The sequence below is a fragment of the Sporosarcina sp. Y1004 genome (assembly GCF_057669665.1).
In genome coordinates, this window is sequence record NZ_JBYHFQ010000020.1 from 20,107 (window position 1) to 38,515 (window position 18,409).

Below are 18,409 nucleotides of genomic sequence, written 5' to 3' on the forward strand. Positions count from 1 at the left end.
ACGGGCGGAAGTGAGAATGTGGTTTTGTTCGGAACAATTGTAAATGTCGTTTTAATCGTTGCAGGTGCATTCATTGGACGGTTTTTACACAATATACCAGAAAGAATGAAAGAAACCGTCATGTATGGAATCGGGCTGGCAGTTGCAGTTATAGGTATACAGATGACCTTTGAAAGTACACAAGTTTTAATTGTTATTATAAGTATCGTCCTCGGGGCTGTAATTGGTGAATGGATGAATTTGGAAAAGAAAGTGAATGACTTAGGGTTATGGATGGAAACTAAGATACCCGCTGGTAAAAAAGGTCCAGGTATTGCACAAGGGTTTGTCACTGCTACGCTAATTTTTGTTGTCGGATCGATGGCGATTATTGGTGCCATTGACAGTGGACTGAGAAATGATCATGATGTCTTAGTAATGAAAGGGATTATTGATGGTTTCACTGCTATCATATTAAGTTCTACACTAGGAATCGGTGTTGCTTTTGCTGCAATTCCTGTACTTCTCTACCAAGGAATTATCACTCTGTTTTCCACTCAAATCAGCCGATTCGTTCCTGATGAATTGCTGGCGTTCTTCATTTCAGAAATGACGGCAACGGGTGGATTAATGATTCTTGCAATCGGGTTAAACTTAATTGGTCTGACAAAAGTGAGAGTTGCAAATCTAATTCCGGGTATTCTTGTAGTAGGCATAATCGTTACAATCATCCACTATCTATGATCTGTGACGACCATGTGCTAACTGCAAAGCACGAGAAATAATGCGACTCATTTCGAATGGCAGGTATAGTCGTGTACTCTGAAGAACAGCATGTTCCATAAATCCGGCAATATTGACGATGCCTTTAATGGATACATCTCCAACGGGAGGTAAAACTTTTCCTACAGCTTTGCCAGGATGGATAGGTCCACTATTAAATAGTAATTGACCAATGGAACCGCCTTGTCCAAGGCAAGCATCTATTGCTACGATAAATGCAGAAGGATTAGAGCTTCGGGTTTCATCGATATGTTGTTCTAGATTAAGGGCATGTAACGGACTTTCTAACGTTCCGATTACAGTGAATGGGAACAGGGGAGACTCTGATAGAAAAGAACCGGTCAGTGGACCTAATGCGTCTCCTGTGGAACGGTCAGTTCCGATACAGAAAAAAATGAGATCTTGAGCATCAAACGGAATGCGTTCGAGGAACAAAGAACTAAGTTTCCAAACAGCGCCCGTTTCCTTGTAATGAATTCTGTAGTCGTATGGTAAAGGAAGAGGATCTCGCATGAAAAAACTCCATTTCTTTTTTTATAACTCAGTCTACGCTCGCAAGTGATTTATTATACGAAAGGAAGAGGATTGTGGCAGTAACCTTAAATGAGGACATTGAAAAGCTGAAAGAAGAAGCTGAAGAAGTAGGGCAAATACTGTTTAATACAAAAACCTGGATTGATATTGGTATGTTGGGACTTAAAGTTATCTTCATTATCCTGCTATCCATCATTGTAGTCAAAATAGGTAAAAGCGTTATTAGCCGCGCATTCAAGGTGAAATTGAAAGGTGCCTTGCGCCATACAGAGCGCCGTGAAACAACGTTGGTTAAGTTGCTTCAAAACACATTGTCATATGTCGTCTATTTCGCAGCAATACTAGCAATTCTTTCCGCATTTGAAATTAATGTTGCGGGAATTCTTGCAGGGGCTGGAGTATTGGGCTTGGCAGTCGGATTTGGTGCCCAAAGTCTTGTGAAGGATATTATTAGCGGTTTCTTCATTATTTTTGAGGACCAATTTTCTGTAGGCGATTATGTTGAAATTGGCGCGGCGGTTGGGACGGTCGAAGAAATCGGTTTACGTACGACGAAAATAAGCGCATATGGCGGGGAAATACATATCATCCCAAACGGAAATATTACAGAGGTCGTGAATTATTCAATTAATAATTCACTCGCTATAGTGGATATTAGACTAGGATATGAAACGGATATTGCCAAAACCGAAAAACTGTTGGAAGCGTATCTTGCAAACTTATCTGTTGGATATGAAGCACTGATATCACAGCCGACTATCGTAGGTGTACAAGATTTGGGAGCGTCTGAAATTATCATGAGAATTACAGCAGAAACCCAGCCTGTGATGCAATATGCAATTGCCAGGCAATTACGCAGAGACTTGAAAGTATTCCTGGATCAAAACGGTATTGAAATACCATACCCGAAAATGATTATGCATCAACCGAAAAATGAGGTGTAGATAAATGGTGGAAAAAGTTTATGGGTTAAATGACATTGTTGAGATGAAAAAGCAGCATCCATGCGGAACGAACGCATGGAAAATCATTCGGATGGGGGCGGATATCCGCATTAAGTGTGAGGGATGCGGTCACAGCGTTATGATCCCCCGCAATGAATTTACAAAGAAAATGAAAAAAGTACTTGTCAAAGCGGAGTCTTGACCTTTAACTAGGACCTTGTTCCTCAGGCAGATGGACAACTGAGCCTGCTGTCCTTATAATGGAAGAGTTGCATACAGCATAACTTGATTCAGCAGAAGTCCCCACTTCTATTAGTGGCGTAATTGATATGAATGAGTGAATGAACATATAATGGAGGCTTCTTTAAGCGAAAGTACCGCTTAAAAAGCTCAATGAAAGGTTGTGGGATGAATGGCATTAACAGCTGGAATTGTCGGTCTACCAAACGTAGGCAAATCTACATTATTCAATGCGATTACAAAAGCAGGAGCAGAGGCGGCGAACTATCCGTTCTGTACAATTGATCCGAATGTCGGCATCGTAGAAGTTCCTGATGAAAGACTAGACAAACTAACGGAGCTAGTGACACCGAAGAAAACAGTACCAACGGCTTTTGAATTTACAGATATCGCAGGAATTGTTGAAGGGGCAAGTAAAGGTGAAGGATTAGGAAATAAATTCCTTATGCACATCCGTGAAGTGGATGCAATTTGTCAAGTTGTCCGTTGCTTCGTTGACGAGAATATTACACATGTATCCGGTAAAGTCGATCCAATCGATGACATCGAAATCATTAATTTGGAATTGATCCTTGCTGATATGGAAGCCGTTGAAAAACGATTGGCTCGTGTAACAAAAATGGTGAAACAAAAAGACAAGGTAGCAATGGCAGAAGAACCTATCCTGATTAGACTAAGAGAAGCATTTGAAAACGAAAAGCCTGCACGTTCAATTGACTTCACAGATGATGAATTTATCTTGGCTAAAGGAATGAACCTTCTCACTATTAAACCGATGCTCTATGTTGCAAATGTTGCGGAAGACGAAGTTGCAGACGCGGAAAACAATGAAAATGTTAAAGCCGTCCGTGAATTTGCTGAAAAAGACAATGCGCAAGTAATTGTTGTCTGTGCAAGAATCGAAGAAGAAATGGCTGAACTTGAAGATGATGAGAAAGCGATGTTCCTTGAAGAACTTGGTATCAAGGAATCAGGACTCGATCAACTCATTAAAGCATCATATAAGCTACTTGGCTTTGCTACCTACTTTACGGCGGGTGTACAAGAGGTTCGCGCTTGGACATTCCGTAAAGGGATGAAAGCACCACAATGTGCTGGTATTATTCATACTGACTTTGAACGTGGATTTATCCGTGCAGAAACAGTTGCTTATGATGACCTGGTTGCTACAGGGTCTATGACAGCTGCCAAAGAAGCAGGCAAAGTCCGCCTTGAGGGTAAAGAGTATATTGTTAAAGACGGCGATGTCATGCTGTTCCGTTTTAACGTATAATAACTGAAAAGCCACATTGGGATAATTCATATCCCAATGTGGCTTTTATTAATTTACCAATTCGCTCGACTTGTTGGGCGAATAGACATAGAGCTTTGGCAATTCAGGGTCGTCCTTGACAACCCAGTCGTCTGGTAGCTCCTTCAATTCTTTATACATGGTAAAGTCACCAGCTGCTCCGCCTATCAATAAAGCAGAGAGACTGATTAACAAGCCGCTCCCCATATAAAGGCCGACAATGGCAGGGAGAATACCTGTCATCCAAAAAGGAAGTAGCAGTGCTTTGCGGATAGCCCGATTCGTCATAAGTTGAGTGGTAGTTGCGTATGCAATGCCCAATTTCAGATTGACTCCGACGACCATCTTTCTCCAGGGGACACCTCCGAATAACCGAAAACCTAAAAGATGAAAAAGTTCATGCAGAATAATTAGTAAGATATATCCGATAATGAAGAAGACAATCGCCCACCAGCTGAATGAAGAAGGAAAGCTTCCCTCTATACCAATTTTAAGAATCCACAGTAGTAAGAGAGCGGAACCGGTTAAAAGTAAGCTGTTTTTGGCCACCTTAGGTAAATCAATCTCGATTACTTTATCGGGTTCAGGAAATTCAATCAAAAATATCACCTCTTTGTAAAAGTATACAAGAAAATAGTTGAAAGATGAATGAAGTTATGCTAACATGTACTGATGTGAGTAATATAATTACTTACTCCTTGCCCGCTGACATCAGCAGGGCCCAAGTCCATAAGGAGGTGACTACAGATGAGAAAGTACGAAATTATGTACATTATCCGCCCAACAGTAGAAGATGAAGCGAAAAAAGCGTTGATTGAACGTTTTGACGAAGTCCTAACTACAAATGGTGCAGAAAACATCGAGTCGAAAGAGTGGGGCAAGCGCCGTCTTGCTTACGAAATCGACGATCTACGTGAAGGTTTCTATCAACTAATTAAGTTGAATGCTGAAACTATAGCAATCGATGAATTTACACGTCTTGCGAACATCAACGAAGATATCATTCGTCATATGATCGTTCGTATTGAAGACTGATCCATATATAAGTTGAAATCTACAAAATAATGAGGGAGGTTGAATTCTAATGATTAACCGAGTTGTTTTAGTAGGACGCTTAACGAAAGACCCTGAGCTTAAGTATACACAAACTGGTATCGCTGTAACACGTTTTACGTTAGCAGTGAACCGGGCCTTCCAAAGCGCTTCAGGCGAAAGGGAAGCTGATTTTATCAGTTGTGTAGCTTGGAGAAAACAGGCTGAAAACGTTGCGAATTTCTTGAAAAAGGGAAGTCTTGTCGGAGTAGATGGCCGTATTCAGACGGGTAGCTTTGATGGACAAGATGGAAAGCGTGTTTATACAACAGAAGTTGTAGCAGACAGTACGCAGTTTCTTGAACCGCGCAATGCATCTAGCGAAAATAGAGCGGGAGCTGGCGGAGCACCTTACCAAGGTTCTCAACAAAGCGAACAACCGAGCTATCAAGATAGACAGCCAAACCAACAATATCAACAACCGAATCAGCAAAATTACACACGTACGGACGATGATCCATTCTCGACAGGCGGAGGTCCGATAGAAGTATCAGACGACGACCTGCCATTCTGATGATCAAACCGTTTTAAAAAACATCGATAAACTGAAAATGACTAACGTTAGGAGGGGAACAATTATGGCAGTACGTCGTGGAGGAAAAAGACGCCGTAAGGTTTGTTATTTCACATCAAATAACATTACAAAAATCGACTATAAAGATACAGATATGCTTAAGAAATTTATTTCTGAGCGTGGAAAGATCTTGCCTCGCCGTGTAACAGGTACAAGCGCGAAGTATCAGCGTAAACTGACACTTGCAATCAAACGCTCACGTATCATGGCACTTCTTCCATTCAGTTCGGAAGAAAGATAATTTTATTTAGATGACCGCCTTGTCAAACCGGCACAACCGGGATGGGGGCGGTTTTTTTATACAAACGAATCTAGTACATATGTTCCACTTTTGGTCTAAAAACAATAATCATGATACAATTGAAGCAACTGTCCATCTAGAAAATTGGATTAGGAACTTAAACAAGTGGATAGAAATCATCATCCAGTGAAAGACCGGAGGAATCTTATATTATGCAAGACAACTCAAGAAAAATTACGTACGGAGCAATGATGATTGCATTGTTTGCAATCTTACTTGCAGTATCGCTATATGCACCGCTAATCGGTAATATAACGATGTTTTTCATACCGTTGCCAATTATTCTTTACAGACTGAAGTATGACCGCGCCTCGTCTCTTCTTGTGCTTGCAACCGGAGTCATACTGTCCTTACTAATTGGAGGCATCTTGCTTGTACCTTTCGCTCTCATCCACGGGCTCTTAGGCTTTGTTATGGGAGAAACTGTGAGATTGGGAAAAACAAAACTTTATATCTTTATGGCTTCTGGCCTGACACTGCTTATTACATCGCTCGTAATGTACGTGGGTGCTGTTTTGTTATTCGGCATCAATATGATTGAAGAATTAATGAAGGTCATGGAGAGTACGCAAGAGCAGGTAACTACATTTATGAAGCGAGCTGGTGGAGTACCAGACAATTACGATGAAATTGTTGCTTCAACATTTACAATGTATGAAAACACGATTCCTTCCATTTTTATTTTAAGCATCTTTATGTTGGCGTTTATCATTCTCACTTTGAATTTGAGTGTTGCCAAACGGTTGAAATTCGATGTTCCAAAGTTTCCACCATTACGGGAAATGAAATTACCAGTTATAACAGTAATTTTGTACGGAGTCATTCTTCTGACATCCCTATTTGTAGAAATGAAACCGGGTACGAATCTATTTTTAATTACCAATAATGCCACTGTTATACTAAGGACCTTGTTTCTGCTGCAAGGGATTTCATTCATTTATTACTATGTAAATGAAATGAAGTTACCGAAAGTAGCGACTGTCGTTGCCACAATTTTTGCATTGCTATTGACCCCGGTTACAACGTTAATAGGAATACTAGATGCAGGAGTGAATATACGTGCCTGGGTCAAAAAAGACAAGTCGAAGTAAGGAGATGGGACAATGACGTCGTTTTTTAGAAAAAGAGCAATACGTTATCCATTGACAGTATTGTCGATTCTGGGCTTATTGGCGGCAGTGCTCCTGCTTTTATCTCATTTTTGGTCAGGACTTATTTTTGCCGTTTTATTCACGACTGCGGCAGGGATTGCATGGAAATTAGAAGAACAAACCTATATAGAAACGGAAAAACATATTGAAACGTTATCCTATAGGTTGAAAAAAGTCGGAGAAGAAGCACTTCTTGCATTGCCAATTGGCATCATTCTGATTAACGATAAAAACGTTGTTGACTGGGCGAATCCGTATGCGGCAAAGGTATTCGAACGACAGGAGACTTTAATTGGGAATGACTTGTTTGATCTATCAGAGCAATTTCGCGCGATTGTAAAAGGTGAAAGTCTTGAAAATGGTGTACTGACAGTGGGGGAACAGTCCTATAAGGTCTTTTTCAAAGCTGAAGAGAAACTCATTTATTTGTTCGATATTACAGAACAATTGGTGATGGAATCACTTTACTATGAAGATCGCACGGTTCTCGGTATTATTCTAGTAGATAATTATGATGAACTTTCACAAGCAATGGATGATCAGACGAGAAGTCAGCTTAATTCCCTTGTTACCTCACTTATTAATAAGTGGGGAACGGAGAATGGAATCTATGTAAAACGGATTGCAACGGATCGCTTCCTGGCAGTATTCAATGAAGCAACACTCGTTACCTTGGAAAAAACAAAGTTTTCGATTCTAGATGATATTCGTGAAACAACGGCTAAACAGAGTACTGCACTAACGTTGAGTATTGGTGTAGGAATGGGATCAACTTCATTAATCGAATTAGGGGAACTGGCACAATCCAGCCTGGATTTGGTTCTTGGTAGGGGTGGTGACCAAGTGGCTATTAAGCGATTGGATGGCAAGTTGAAGTTTTTCGGAGGGAAAACAAATCCTGTCGAAAAAAGGACAAGGGTTCGTGCTCGAGTTATATCTCATGCTTTGCGTGACCTTATCCAAGGCAGTGATAAAGTTTTTGTTATGGGTCACAAAATTCCGGATATGGATGCCATCGGAGCCGCCATTGGCGTTCAAAAAATGGCACGTATGAATAATATTGAAGGATATGTCATCGTTAATTTTAATGAGCTTGACGGAAGTGTAACACGGCTTATGGATGAAATTAAGCGCGATGAGGAACTGTTCAATCAATTCATAAGTCCTGAAGAATCGCTTGCTATGATTACAGAAAAGTCATTGATTGTCGTTGTTGACACACATAAGCCGAGTATGGTCATTGATGAACGTCTCATCGAGAAAGCAGAGAAGGTTGTCGTAATAGATCACCATCGTCGCGGGGAAGAGTTCATCAACAATACGATGCTTGTTTACATGGAGCCATACGCGTCATCTACGGCTGAACTCGTTACAGAATTAATTGAATACCAGCCGAAACATGAAAAACTAACAATGCTTGAGTCAACAGCACTGCTAGCAGGTATTATCGTTGATACGAAAAGTTTTACACTCCGTACAGGGGCTAGAACGTTCGAAGCCGCATCGTATTTACGAACAAATGGAGCGGATACCATACTAGTCCAGCGTCTCTTGAAAGAGGATATTGACACCTATGTTTTGAGGGCAAAATTGATTGAGACTGTTGAATTGTCCAATGGCGGTATTGCAATTGCAAAAGGGAAGGACCAAACTGTTTACGGCACTGTTCTGATTGCCCAAACTGCAGATATTCTACTGACGATGCAAGGGGTTGCAGCTTCGTTTGTCATTGCGTCTCGTTCAGATGGTAAAATAGGTATAAGCGCCCGTTCCCTAGGTGAGTTGAATGTTCAACTTGTTATGGAGGAACTTGGGGGTGGCGGCCATTTGACAAACGCGGCATGCCAGCTCGACGTTGGGTCGGTAGAAGAAGCTGAACAAATGCTAAAAGATGTATTAAATACAATGATAGAGAGGGGAAATTCATAATGAAAGTAATTTTTTTGAAAGACGTTAAAGGCGTAGGTACAAAAGGCGACGTGAAAGAGGTATCTGTGGGGTATGCACAGAACTTTCTATTGAAAAATAAGCTAGCGGTTGAAGCGACTGCTGGTAATATTAGCAGACTTGAAGGACAAAAAAACCGGGTTGCAAAAGATGCTGCTGAAGAGTTGGCTGAAGCAATCGTCTTGAAGGAACAAATCGATAAAATCACAGTTGAAATGAAAGCAAAATCAGGTGAGGGTGGCCGTCTATTCGGTTCAATCACTACTAAACAAATTGCAGAAGCCTTGAATAAAACAGAAGGCATTAAAGTGGACCGACGTAAAATGGACTTACCAGATGCAATTCGTGCACTAGGTTTTACAAATGTGCCAATTAAAATTCACCCTGAAGTTACGGCAACACTTAAAGTACATGTAATTGAAGAGGGATAAGGAGAGATTGGATAGATGAACCAGATGATTGATCGCATCCCACCACATAATAATGAAGCGGAACAATCGGTCATCGGTGCTATTTTTCTTGAACCGCAGGCACTCATTACGGCAGCAGAGCTTCTGATGCCCGACGATTTTTACCGGATGGCGCACCAAAAAATCTTTCAAACGATGATTAGTCTAAGTGATAAAGGTCAAGCGATTGACGTTGTCACGGTTACGGAAGAGTTATCCGCTAAAAAAGAACTCGAAGACGTCGGCGGCATTTCATATTTGTCTGAAATCGCAAGCTCTGTTCCAACCGCAGCAAACATCGTGCACTATGCGCGTATCGTGGAAGAGAAAGCACTTCTGCGACGTCTAATACGTGTTGCGACGTCAATCGTAGAAGATGGCTATGCACGTGAGGATGAAGTAGAGGCACTCTTGTCTGAAGCGGAAAAGAAGATGATGGAAGTATCCAACCGGAAGAACGCCGGCGACTTTCGTCATATTAAAGATGTCCTCGTTGAAACGTATGATAATATTGAACTTCTTCATACGCAAAAAGGCGACGTTACAGGAATTCCAACGGGCTTCCGTGATTTAGATAAAATCACAGCCGGTTTCCAGCGTAATGACTTAATCATTGTTGCTGCAAGGCCTTCTGTTGGTAAGACAGCATTTGCTTTAAATGTGGCGCAAAACGTTGCAACTAAAACCGATGAAAATGTTGCCATCTTTAGTTTGGAGATGGGGGCGGAACAGCTTGTCATGCGGATGCTTTGCGCAGAAGGAAATATCGATGCTCAGGTGCTTCGAACAGGTGCACTTGAAGCTGAGGATTGGCGTAAACTTACTATGGCAATGGGTAGCCTTTCAAATGCAGGTATTTTCATTGATGATTCGCCTGGTATCCGTGTCAATGAAATCCGTTCAAAATGCCGTAGATTGCAACAGGAACATGGACTGGGCATGATTATGATTGACTACATGCAGCTGATAGCAGGAAGTGGTTCTAAGCCTGGTGAAAACCGTCAGCAGGAAGTATCGGAAATTTCTCGATCGTTAAAAGCACTCGCCAGAGAATTGAAAGTACCTGTAATTGCCCTTTCACAGCTTTCCCGTGGCGTTGAACAACGTCAAGATAAGCGTCCTATGATGTCCGATCTTCGCGAATCAGGGAGTATCGAGCAAGATGCTGATATTGTTTCGTTTCTTTACCGTGAAGACTATTATGATAAAGAGACGGAAAATCAAAACATGATTGAAATAATTATTGCAAAGCAGCGGAATGGTCCAACTGGAACAGTTACTTTAGCTTTTGCTAAGGAATATAACAAGTTCGTTAATATCGACTGGAGTCAGCATGAATCATCCGCTTATTAATAAAAACGAGCATTATGAGTTTGCAGACTCATAATGCTCGTTTTTTGTGTTTGATTGACGAGGAAAAATATTTTAAAAGAGGTGTAGATCAACTCAATAGTATTAGGAATTGAAAACCCTGTGGGGAGACGAAGGCAATGGGAAAACTACCAATTTCCATTTAAAGCGTAGACCAATGACTCTGTTGTCTAGTACTGAAGGTATACATGTAGGAAAAAAACATCTCAGAATACCGGGAACTTCCGGTGCTCTGAGATGTTTTTTTTACTTGAACAATCAAACAAAAGAATATTGAACAGAGAAATGTATGAAAAAGTGAAGAAATCGACATTTATTTCATGAGAAAATGATAAAAAATCAAAATATGTCTATTTTATGTTTTAAGTGGTGGTATTTGGATGTAATTCTACAATCTCGTTACAATTGCCTATAATTCTACAAGAGTACATTAGGATATGTTAGATTAGATAAGCATGTAAAAAATAAACTGTAATCGGTCATTCGATTTGAAATTTGGAAGGAGTTACACATATATGTTTTTCAAAAGAAGCAACCAGGACAAGCTTAAGAAAGTCCTGCCAAACTTCAAACATTCTATCAAAAGGATTCAACTGATTTCCATCATTACTTTATTGCTGTCAGGTGTTGCAGCACAACCAGGTTATGCAAATAAAACTGAAGATTTATTGACTATATTCCACATCTATTCAAAAGGGGAATATGTAGGGGTTATATCCGACGAGGAGAAGCTTGAACAAATGAAAGAAGATGAGATTCAAAAAACGTCCTCTGAATTTCAAGATCTCCCTCTTATAATAGGAAAAGATTTATCCGTAATTCCTGAAATGGTATTCACAGCAGAAACGGACGATAGCGAAGTCTTAGAAAAAGTTCAAACCATGATATCGGTTGAAGCGGAAGCGGTTGGTGTTTCAATTGACGGGGAACTGGCATTCTACGTCAAAGACATGGACACATACTATGAACTAATTCGTCAACTGAAGATGCAATATGTCACCGAAAAGGAACTCGATGAATTCGAAGCCCGTACAGCATCTACTGAACCTATACCCCCGCTTAAAGAGGACGAAACCCGTATTACAAACATCGTTATCAGTAAAGGTATAGAGGTAGCGAATGGGGAAACAGATCCTGAAAAGGTGAAAAACGTTGAGCAAGCAATAGATTTTCTTGAAAAAGGAAAACGTGTACAAAAGAAATACAATGTAATTTCCGGAGATATTCTAGGAACAATTGCTGCGGAAAACGAAATGACTACATCTAAACTACTAGAACTAAATCCAGGTATGACACGTACAACAATTCTCCGTTCTGGTGATGAACTGAATATAACAGCTGTCGAACCGTATATCGAAGTGGAAGTTCATTATGAAACAAAAGAAAGAAAAGTTATTAAACAAGCAAACAAGGTTGAAGAGGACGATAGTCTTTTTAAAGGGGAAAAGAAAGTTATAGCCAAAGGTTCGGATGGGGAAAAAGAAGTAACGGAACTTATCCGAAAACGGAGCGGTCAAATTATCGGCAAATCTATAACTGAAGAAAGAGTCATTTCTGAGGCGAGAGACAAAGTGACAGTTGTAGGTACGAAAGTGATACCATCAAGAGGATCAGGTACATTTATCAGACCTGTGTCTGGAGGATATATTTCTAGTAAAATGGGCACCCGATGGGGAAGAATTCATCAAGGAATTGATTTCGCCCGTCCGTCGTCCTATGAAATTGTAGCTGCAGATAATGGCGTAGTCACAACTGCAGGGAACCATAGCACATTTGGTAATCGAGTTGTTATCACGCATAACAATGGTTATGAAACGCTCTATGCTCATCTATCTTCAATAGATGTCAAAGTAGGACAAACGGTACCACAAGGAACTAAGATAGGAGTAATGGGATCAACCGGTCGTTCGACAGGTGTCCATCTTCATTTTGAAGTATTCAAGAACGGTTCAAATATCGATCCTATGAACGTGTTAAGATGAATAAACAACTACTGACGGTACACAATGTTGTACCGTCTTTTTTATTAGTTATTCGACAATATCCACGAAATATTGCCCGGGAAATAATTTGGGAAATATAGCCTTAGAACGAGTGAAACGTGCGAATTAGCGACAAGAATGATAGAGTAAAAGGACAGATATAGAGATGCCAACTGGGCTGGAAGGGGAATGTAACATGCAAGATAAAGTAATATTAATAGTCGATGATGAGAAACCAATTGCAGATATACTTGAATTTAACTTAAAAAAAGAAGGATTTACTGTTTACTGTGCATATGACGGAGAAGAAGCGCTAGAAAAAGTTGAAGAAGTGAAACCCGACCTAATGCTACTCGACATTATGCTACCTAAACGGGATGGTATGGAAGTATGTCGAGAAGTCCGGAAGAAATATGACTTTCCGATTATTATGCTGACAGCGAAGGACTCTGAGATTGATAAGGTACTTGGTTTGGAGCTTGGAGCAGATGATTATGTCACAAAACCATTCGGAACCCGTGAACTAATCGCACGAGTCAAAGCTAATTTACGGAGACATATGAAATCTGTCGAAGAAGAGGCGGAAGGTGGGACAAACGATATTACAGTCGGCCACTTAATTGTTCAGCCAGATGCCTACCTCGTGTTAAAAAGAGATGAAAAAATTGAATTGACGCATCGTGAATTTGAATTGCTTCATTATCTTTCAAAACATATCGGACAGGTTATGACACGTGAGCATCTCTTACAGACAGTATGGGGCTATGATTACTTTGGGGATGTACGGACAGTCGATGTAACGATTCGTCGCTTGCGCGAAAAAATAGAAGATACACCGAGCCACCCGACGTGGATAGTCACGAGACGCGGAGTAGGCTATTACTTACGGGATCCAGAACAGGAGTAACCATCATGCAAAAAGTCGGTTTTTTTAGATCTATTCACGTTAAATTTGTTCTAATTTATGTGATGCTTATTCTAATTGCCATGGAAATAATCGGACTCTATTTTGCACGTGAACTCGAAGAAACATTAAAAACAAATTTCACAAACTCAATTTCCGACAGGATGAGTTTGATTGAATTTAATGTTAGTGAAGAATTGATAAAGAAACGATCCCCAGACGACCCGGTGACACTCGAAATGAGTCTCCAGGCCGTCCTTTCGGGTTTCACTTCGGAAGACATCAATGAAATCAGGGTTATTAGCGCAGGGAAGATTATCCTTGCTACATCCGCTCTGGACAAAAAGTCGATGGTAGGACAGCGAGCGATGGACGAAATTGTTAGAAAGGCGACTGCCTCAAAAACCGAGAATGATGTTATCAATTTAGATCGGAAAACTAGAAATCGGATTTTGGTACGTGCAAAGCCTATTCTTACTACTGAGGATGAATTAATAGGGATCCTCTATCTAGAGGCAGACATTGAAAAGGTGTTTACACAGATTGATGAAGTGAATCGGATTCTAGCTGGTGGGGTAGCCATATCGTTGACGATAACAATCATTTTGGGCATTTTAATTGCCCAGACAATGACGAGGCCGATATCTGATATGAGACGCCAGGCGCAGACGATGGCAAAAGGAGATTTCTCCAGAAAAGTGCGTGTGTATGGTAATGATGAATTGGGCCAGCTGGCGGTCGCTTTTAATCACTTAACAAACCAGTTACAAGAGTCTTATTCAACGACCGAAAGTGAACGACGGAAACTGGCTTCTGTCCTGGAAAATATGACGGATGGTGTCATAGCTACCGATCGAAAAGGGCGTGTCAGTCTTATTAATGACTCCGCTCTTGGAATGCTGAGGTTGACAAGGGATCTTGTCCTCAATAGACCGATTTCTAGCATTCTGGGAGTTGAACAAGAATATGCTTTTGAAGATTTAATACAAATTAGAGATTCAATTGCATTGGACTTTAGTACGAACGAACAGCCTTATATTCTGCGTGCCAATTTTTCAGTCACGCAGAGAGAGACTGGATTTGTGAATGGTTTAATCGTTGTTTTACATGATAATACGGAACAAGAAAAAATTGATATGGAGAGACGAGAGTTCGTTTCAAATGTTTCGCATGAGTTGCGTACGCCACTAACGACAATGCGCAGTTATTTAGAAGCATTGGCTGATGGTGCTTGGAAGAATGAAGAGATTGCTCCATCCTTCCTCCACGTAACACAGACCGAAACTGAACGGATGATTCGTCTTGTAAATGACTTAATGAAGTTATCACGAATGGACAGCAGGGATTATGATTTGAATAAAGAATGGGTCGAATTTAATCACTTCTTCAACTCAATCATAGATCGCTTTGAATTTTCAAAGTCTCAAAGTGTTCAATTTATAAGACTGTTGTCTGCCTCCGATTTGTTCGTTGAAATTGATACGGATAAGATGACCCAGGTCCTCGACAATATCATTTCAAATGCACTAAAATACTCTCCAGACGGGGGAAATATCCGCTTTGGAATAATGATGTCTGATGACTTCATTAAAGTAATGATTTCTGATGATGGAATGGGTATACCACAAGCGAACGTGAAGCGGATATTCGATAGGTTTTACCGGGCAGACCGTGCACGATCACGTGCAATGGGTGGAACGGGACTAGGGCTAGCAATTGCCCGCGAAATGATTGGAGCGCATGGTGGAGAGGTATGGGCGGAGAGTGTAGAAGGAAAAGGGACGACAATCTTCTTTACGTTGCCGTTTGAAATCCAAGAGGACGGTGAATGGGAATGAAATATATCGAGATTGTCAAGACAACAGTACTTACCTTACTCGTCGCCTTAAGTATGGTATTGACCTTTTCCATTTGGACATACACTCCCGGTTATGACACGATTGAGCAATTGGCGCCTGTAGACGTAGCCATCGCAGATAAAAAGAAATACAATGAAATTATTAAACCATACAAAACTATATTTAACTTCGGAGATGCATTAAAAGGAACCACCAATCCAGTTGAAATCAATAGCTTTGTAGAAGAGTTGTCTGAATGGAAAATAGGTGATATTAGATCACTTAATAATAACTTTAGTACAGATAATCTGAATACCCTCTTACGGAAACCGAACCGATTTACATTATTCTTTCACGGTGAGGTCCCTTTGACTGTCTATGATAATGTCATAAACATTGATGAACCGATACCGACAGTGCCAGAAATTAGTTTCGATCGGATTGTCGTTGATTGGAATACGGACAATAGTGACATGGATATTTATTTTGTCAGCAGGGCAAATAAGAAAATCTACAGTGCAAAAGCAAAACCGGATGACAATCATAAACTTCAACAATCCATATTAACGGACGCACGGGAACTCGCCGATTATAAGGAGGTAGCCCCTGAAAGCTCTTCTTATATCGTCGTTCCAGTTGAACCTGTAGAAACAACCAAGTATACGTTTATTGAAGGTGATATTTCCCCGAATCGATTCCGGGATGCATTGTTCAACGATCCGAATGCAGTGCGGAGTAGCCAAGTGGGACCTAAGATGGAAGAACTAGGGGATAACCATGCAATAATGAAGATTGATAAGGAAAATAAGAAGTTTGAATATGTTTATCCTACTGCCAAAATTCAAGAACTAGCAATTCCATCTGAATTACTCTCGAACACAGTCAACTTTGTTAATGAACATGGCGGTTGGACAGATGATTTCAGGTATACGTACATGGATCCGAAAACAAGGACCGTACGATTCCGCTTATTCCTGGAGGGGCTTCCCGTTTATTCAGACTCGAGTACCACCACAGAAATTGTACAAAAATGGGGAGATAAACAGATATTCAATTATAAGAGACCCTACTATCGCCTTGATTTTTTTATTGATGATGAACCTGCAACACTCCCTTCAGGCGTAGAGATTGCCGAAAGGCTAATTGACTCGAAAATTCTGGATTTTGAAACTGTTGATGAAATTGCTCCAGGGTATTTTATGAAGCGAAATACTGATAGAGGAAATATCATAATGGAACCGGCGTGGTTTTACTTGGTGAAAGGAAACAACACTGAAAATTGGCATCGTTTTTCACCTGAAACTTTAGGAGGTGAGCTGATTGGATTGGAATAAGACGAAAACGATATTCATCATCGTATTTTCAATAGTGAACGTTTTTCTGTACACGCTTTACCTCAACAAGGTTACGCAGGCACAAAATGTTCAAGTGCTGGGTGAAACACCAATCGAGGAATTGCTGAAGATGGAAAACATTACGTATGATAAACTACCACCTTTTAAAAATGAACCCTTTTATGTGTCTGCAAAGCCTATGATATTATCCGATGCAAAACTAGCAGAACTTGAAAATCAAAAAGGCGAAGTTGTCGATGAAACACTTCTAAAATCGACTTTGATAGAGCCGTTCAGTCTACTGAATGTAAAAGGGGAAATTGAATTCACAGAGTTCCTGTCAAAGCATGTAATGGGCGGAGAAAGTTATGTCCAATGGGAAGTTAATAAAGATGAGAGAAAAGCTATACTCTTCCAAAAGGTCGACGGAGATCCAATTTACCATAGCCTCAATGCGATGTTGATAATCTATTGGAATGAGGATGGGGAAGCGACGAAATACGAGCAAAGTATGCTCGGTGAATTCGATCGTTTCAACCGGAAAAATGATCTTCTATCACCCATTGAAGCAATCGGTAACTTGTATTCACGGGATTATTTGAAAAAGGATTACAAAGTAAAGCAAATGACGCTAGGTTATTCCAGTCTTGTTCAAGTGACAGAAACCCAAGTGTTTGCTCCGACGTGGCATGTTCGTGTAGAATTAAAGGATGGCGAAATTGAAGATTACTTCATTAATGCGATTGAAGGTATGATTATAGAGTTTCAACCTGAACCGCTTGAAGAAGAGAATGAATAAGGAGTTTTTTTAATGCGTTTTAGCGTACTCGCAAGCGGCAGTAGCGGCAATGCGGTTTTTATAGAAAATGACGAACATACATTTATTGTAGACGCGGGATTTAGTGCAAAGAAAATGGATAGTTTAGTTGCTGGCATTGGCCGTTCTATGAAAGATGTCGATGGTATTTTTGTCACACATGAGCATAGTGACCATATAAAAGGGATTGGTGTTGTTGCGCGTAAATACGGTATGCCCATTTACGCAAATGAAAAGACATGGGCGGCGATGGATGGACTCGTAGGCAACATACCTCTCGATCAGCGTTTTCAATTTGATATGGAAACAGTTAAATCATTTGGTTCACTCGACATTCAATCATTTGCTGTTTCACATGATGCAGCAGATCCGATGTTTTATGTTTTCCATGAAAACGGTCGAAAACTTGCGGTTATCACGGATACTGGTTATGTAAGTGACAGGATGAAAGGCTTCATACACGGAGCAGATGCTTTTGTCTTTGAAAGCAATCATGATGTCAGTATGTTGCAAGTTGGCCGTTATCCTTGGTCCGTCAAACGGCGGATCCTGAGTGATGTCGGCCATGTTTCTAATGAAGACGCTGCAGTAGCAATGAGTGAAGTTGTTGAGCAAAAAGATACGAAGATCTATCTATCACATTTAAGTAAAGACAATAATATGAAAGACCTTGCAAGGATGAGTGTTTCACAAACGTTGGAAACATGCGGAATTAGGACAGGTGAATTCGTTCATCTATACGATACGGATGCTGACCAGCCAACTGAACTCGTCACCGTGTAAATAATGAAATAACCTTACCTTCAAGGGATTTTACCTAAATCCTCAATAGGTAAGGTTTTTTATATTGAAATATATGAATTAGGGTAATGTTAACT

The 18,409-nt window shown here is 40.5% G+C and carries 19 protein-coding genes; 17 read left to right on the forward strand and 2 right to left on the reverse strand.

Features of this window, described 5'->3' with window-relative positions; all coding sequences use genetic code 11:
* Nucleotides 1-18: 18 nt before the first annotated feature.
* On the forward strand, nt 19-723 hold the full coding sequence (locus AC25Y6_RS13490) for a DUF554 domain-containing protein (RefSeq protein WP_488143390.1): 705 nt from the start codon (nt 19-21) through the stop codon (nt 721-723).
* Here the strand turns inward: AC25Y6_RS13490 and yyaC are convergent.
* Nucleotides 718-1,275, reverse strand: a complete 558-nt coding sequence (gene yyaC, locus AC25Y6_RS13495; protein ID WP_488143391.1) for a spore protease YyaC — start codon at nt 1,273-1,275, stop codon at nt 718-720. The genes AC25Y6_RS13490 and yyaC overlap by 6 nt on opposite strands.
* A gap of 74 nt (nt 1,276-1,349) precedes the next feature.
* Here yyaC and AC25Y6_RS13500 point away from each other — a divergent pair, with 74 nt between their 5' ends.
* The 3 genes from AC25Y6_RS13500 to ychF all read left to right on the forward strand — a co-directional run bounded on the left by AC25Y6_RS13500 (nt 1,350) and on the right by ychF (nt 3,753).
* Nucleotides 1,350-2,240 carry a mechanosensitive ion channel family protein gene (locus AC25Y6_RS13500; RefSeq protein WP_488143392.1) on the forward strand — a complete coding sequence of 297 codons (891 nt, stop codon included), beginning with the start codon at nt 1,350-1,352 and terminating at the stop codon, nt 2,238-2,240.
* Nucleotides 2,241-2,244: 4 nt separating this feature from the next.
* On the forward strand, nt 2,245-2,442 hold the full coding sequence (locus tag AC25Y6_RS13505; protein WP_482102624.1) for a DUF951 domain-containing protein: 198 nt from the start codon (nt 2,245-2,247) through the stop codon (nt 2,440-2,442).
* A gap of 210 nt (nt 2,443-2,652) precedes the next feature.
* A complete protein-coding gene (ychF, locus tag AC25Y6_RS13510; RefSeq protein ID WP_488143393.1) occupies nt 2,653-3,753 on the forward strand; it encodes a redox-regulated ATPase YchF in 1,101 nt (366 codons plus the stop codon).
* 48 nt (nt 3,754-3,801) lie between these two features.
* Here ychF and AC25Y6_RS13515 read toward each other — a convergent pair whose 3' ends face one another.
* Nucleotides 3,802-4,380, reverse strand: coding sequence for a DUF3267 domain-containing protein (locus AC25Y6_RS13515; protein ID WP_488143394.1), 579 nt, complete (start codon nt 4,378-4,380; stop codon nt 3,802-3,804).
* A gap of 138 nt (nt 4,381-4,518) precedes the next feature.
* Between AC25Y6_RS13515 and rpsF the strand changes: the two genes are divergently transcribed.
* The 13 genes from rpsF (at nt 4,519) to AC25Y6_RS13580 (ending at nt 18,314) form a co-directional block, all read left to right on the forward strand.
* A complete protein-coding gene (rpsF, locus tag AC25Y6_RS13520) occupies nt 4,519-4,806 on the forward strand; it encodes a 30S ribosomal protein S6 (RefSeq protein ID WP_482102627.1) in 288 nt (95 codons plus the stop codon).
* A gap of 49 nt (nt 4,807-4,855) precedes the next feature.
* Entirely contained in the window at nt 4,856-5,377 is a 522-nt protein-coding gene (gene ssb / locus AC25Y6_RS13525) for a single-stranded DNA-binding protein (protein ID WP_482102628.1), read from the forward strand.
* A 61-nt stretch (nt 5,378-5,438) separates the two neighbouring features.
* Complete coding sequence (rpsR, locus tag AC25Y6_RS13530) at nt 5,439-5,678, forward strand: 30S ribosomal protein S18 (RefSeq protein ID WP_482102726.1); 240 nt, start codon at nt 5,439-5,441, stop codon at nt 5,676-5,678.
* Nucleotides 5,679-5,890: 212 nt separating this feature from the next.
* Complete coding sequence (locus AC25Y6_RS13535) at nt 5,891-6,829, forward strand: YybS family protein (protein ID WP_482102629.1); 939 nt, start codon at nt 5,891-5,893, stop codon at nt 6,827-6,829.
* 12 nt (nt 6,830-6,841) lie between these two features.
* Nucleotides 6,842-8,818 (forward strand): DHH family phosphoesterase, encoded by a 1,977-nt coding sequence (locus tag AC25Y6_RS13540; protein WP_488143395.1) that lies wholly within the window; start codon nt 6,842-6,844, stop codon nt 8,816-8,818.
* Nucleotides 8,818-9,267: a 50S ribosomal protein L9 gene (gene rplI, locus AC25Y6_RS13545; protein WP_482102631.1), complete on the forward strand. Its 450-nt coding sequence runs from the start codon at nt 8,818-8,820 to the stop codon at nt 9,265-9,267. Before AC25Y6_RS13540 ends, rplI begins: the two co-directional genes overlap by 1 nt.
* Before the next feature lie 15 nt (nt 9,268-9,282).
* A complete protein-coding gene (gene dnaB / locus AC25Y6_RS13550; protein ID WP_482102632.1) occupies nt 9,283-10,638 on the forward strand; it encodes a replicative DNA helicase in 1,356 nt (451 codons plus the stop codon).
* 533 nt (nt 10,639-11,171) lie between these two features.
* Nucleotides 11,172-12,638, forward strand: a complete 1,467-nt coding sequence (locus tag AC25Y6_RS13555; protein WP_488143396.1) for a peptidoglycan DD-metalloendopeptidase family protein — start codon at nt 11,172-11,174, stop codon at nt 12,636-12,638.
* A gap of 196 nt (nt 12,639-12,834) precedes the next feature.
* A complete protein-coding gene (gene yycF, locus AC25Y6_RS13560) occupies nt 12,835-13,545 on the forward strand; it encodes a response regulator YycF (RefSeq protein WP_482102634.1) in 711 nt (236 codons plus the stop codon).
* 5 nt (nt 13,546-13,550) lie between these two features.
* Complete coding sequence (walK, locus tag AC25Y6_RS13565) at nt 13,551-15,380, forward strand: cell wall metabolism sensor histidine kinase WalK (RefSeq protein ID WP_488143397.1); 1,830 nt, start codon at nt 13,551-13,553, stop codon at nt 15,378-15,380.
* Nucleotides 15,371-16,714 (forward strand): YycH family regulatory protein, encoded by a 1,344-nt coding sequence (locus AC25Y6_RS13570; RefSeq protein WP_488143398.1) that lies wholly within the window; start codon nt 15,371-15,373, stop codon nt 16,712-16,714. Before walK ends, AC25Y6_RS13570 begins: the two co-directional genes overlap by 10 nt.
* Entirely contained in the window at nt 16,701-17,513 is an 813-nt protein-coding gene (locus AC25Y6_RS13575; RefSeq protein ID WP_482106298.1) for a two-component system regulatory protein YycI, read from the forward strand. Before AC25Y6_RS13570 ends, AC25Y6_RS13575 begins: the two co-directional genes overlap by 14 nt.
* Before the next feature lie 12 nt (nt 17,514-17,525).
* A complete protein-coding gene (locus AC25Y6_RS13580; RefSeq protein WP_482102638.1) occupies nt 17,526-18,314 on the forward strand; it encodes an MBL fold metallo-hydrolase in 789 nt (262 codons plus the stop codon).
* Nucleotides 18,315-18,409 lie beyond the last annotated feature (95 nt).